Genomic DNA, 2,066 nt, shown 5'->3' with positions numbered 1-2,066 from the left:
GCCGGTGGTCAAGGTCGGCCGCGTTGCCGGCCAGTTCGCCAAGCCGCGCTCGTCCGACAACGAGACCAAGGGCGAGGTGACGTTGCCCAGCTATCGCGGCGACATCATCAACGGCATCGAATTCGACCCGAAGTCGCGCATTCCGGATCCCGCTCGCCAGGAGATGGCGTACCGCCAGTCGGCGGCGACGCTCAACCTTCTGCGCGCCTTCGCGCAAGGCGGCTATGCCAGCCTGGAGAATGTGCACCGCTGGATGCTCGGCTTCGTGTCCGACAGCCCGCAGGGCGAGAAATACGAGTCGCTCGCCAACCGCATCACCGAGACGATGGACTTCATGAAGGCCGTCGGCATCACTTCGGAAACCAACTACGCGCTGCGCGAGACCGATTTCTATACCAGCCATGAGGCGCTGCTGCTCGGCTACGAGGAGGCGCTGACGCGTGTCGATTCGACCTCCGGCGACTGGTACGCTACCTCGGGCCATATGATCTGGATCGGCGACCGCACCCGCCAGCCGGACCATGCGCATGTCGAATATTGCCGCGGCATCAAGAACCCGCTCGGCCTGAAATGCGGTCCGTCGCTGACGCCGGACGGCTTGCTGGAGCTGATCGACTTGCTCAACCCCGAAAATGAACCCGGCCGGCTGACGCTGATTGCACGTTTCGGCTCCGACAAGGTCGCCGACCATCTGCCGAAGCTGGTTCGCGCGGTGCAGAAGGAAGGCCGCTCCGTGGTGTGGTCGTCGGACCCGATGCACGGCAACACGATCGAGGCCGCCGGCTACAAGACGCGGCCGTTCGACCGCATCCTGAAGGAGGTTCAGACCTTCTTCGAAGTGCACCGCGCCGAAGGCACGCATCCGGGCGGCATCCATGTCGAGATGACCGGTAAGAACGTCACCGAATGCACCGGTGGCGCGCGCGCCATCACCGCCGAGGAGTTGCAGGACCGCTACCACACCCATTGCGACCCGCGCCTCAACGCCGACCAGGCGATCGAACTGGCGTTCCTGGTGTCAGACCTGCTCAAGAAGAGCCACCCGGTGCAGCACAAGCAGGTTGCGAACGGTTAAGCTCGATTTCGGCCTGAACGGCTGACGGAAAAAGCGCTGGAGAAATCCGGCGCTTTTCTTTTGGTTGGTTCAGTGCCCGCGTTCCCAGCGCAGGCCGGCGAGTCTGGGGTCAGCAAACGCCGCCCTTGAAAACTCGATGCGCTTTTCCGGAAACTCGCAGATCGCCTGCACGCCGAACGCACCAAGCCGGATGCGCCAGGTCCGCGGCTCCATTCTCCACGCCAGTACATGTCGCATTTGCTTGCGTGCGTGCGCCGCAAAGCTGGAATCCTGAAGGCGATGCCAGGCACTTTTCTTTCAAGGAGGATCGACGTGAGTGGTGGTCACCAGGGATCGTGTCTGTGTGGAGCCGTCCGCTTCAGAACGAACGGAGCGTTGCGTGGCGTCGTCTATTGTCATTGCTCGCAATGCCGCAAGCAGAGCGGACATTTCTATGCCGCGACCAATGTTGCCAATGTCGACATCGTGATCGATGGCGTGGAAAGTATCACCTGGTACGAAGCCTCTACCTTCGCCAGGCGTGGGTTCTGCAAGGCATGCGGGTCGGTGCTGTTCTGGAAGCCGCGAGACCAGGACTACGTTTCAGTCATGGCGGGATCGTTCGACAAGCCGACAGGTCTTGAGGGGGAATGCCATATCTTCGTTGGTGACAAGGGCGACTATTATTCGATCGACGACGGGCTGCCGCAGTTTGAAAAGTCGACACCGTCCATACCGGTTGCTGAATGAATCTTGGACAAGTCACCTTATTCCATTGATCTGGCCAGCCATTGCATTATCCCGTGCCGGTGATTCGCAAAGGGGTTTGGCATGCAGCGGCTGATCGACGCTTATTTCAATTCGGTGCGGGCGTTTCGCAAGCTGGCCGCCAGCGAGAAGGCTTTCCAGCAGGAGCTGATGCTGCTGGCGCTGGCACTGCCGCTCGGCTGGTTCGTTTCGATCTCGTGGCGCGGTTATGCCTTGCTGATCGGCGCGGTGCTGCTCTTGATCA

4 protein-coding genes are annotated in these 2,066 nt (G+C 61.2%); 3 read left to right on the top strand and 1 reads right to left on the bottom strand.

The annotated features are described in order from the left end of the window. A partial coding sequence (locus tag EN879_RS33385) for a 3-deoxy-7-phosphoheptulonate synthase class II (protein WP_164774745.1) occupies window positions 1–1,075 on the top strand: 1,075 nt, incomplete at its 5' end. Window positions 1,076–1,144: 69 nt separating this feature from the next. On the opposite strand, the gene EN879_RS33380 is transcribed toward EN879_RS33385, so the two are convergent. Continuing rightward, window positions 1,145–1,288 carry a hypothetical protein gene (locus tag EN879_RS33380; RefSeq protein WP_335918377.1) on the bottom strand — a complete coding sequence of 48 codons (144 nt, stop codon included), beginning with the start codon at window positions 1,286–1,288 and terminating at the stop codon, window positions 1,145–1,147. 99 nt (window positions 1,289–1,387) lie between these two features. Here EN879_RS33380 and EN879_RS33375 point away from each other — a divergent pair, with 99 nt between their 5' ends. After that, window positions 1,388–1,804, top strand: coding sequence for a GFA family protein (locus EN879_RS33375; protein WP_013531901.1), 417 nt, complete (start codon window positions 1,388–1,390; stop codon window positions 1,802–1,804). 81 nt (window positions 1,805–1,885) lie between these two features. Next, the coding region (locus EN879_RS33370) for a diacylglycerol kinase (RefSeq protein WP_206521053.1) at window positions 1,886–2,066 on the top strand (181 nt) is incomplete at its 3' end.

The organism is Mesorhizobium sp. M7A.F.Ca.AU.002.02.1.1, from assembly GCF_003998535.1.
Lineage (GTDB): Bacteria > Pseudomonadota > Alphaproteobacteria > Rhizobiales > Rhizobiaceae > Mesorhizobium > Mesorhizobium ciceri.
Note: the sequence above shows the minus strand (reverse complement) of the source record. Positions and strands in the feature narration are given on the sequence as shown.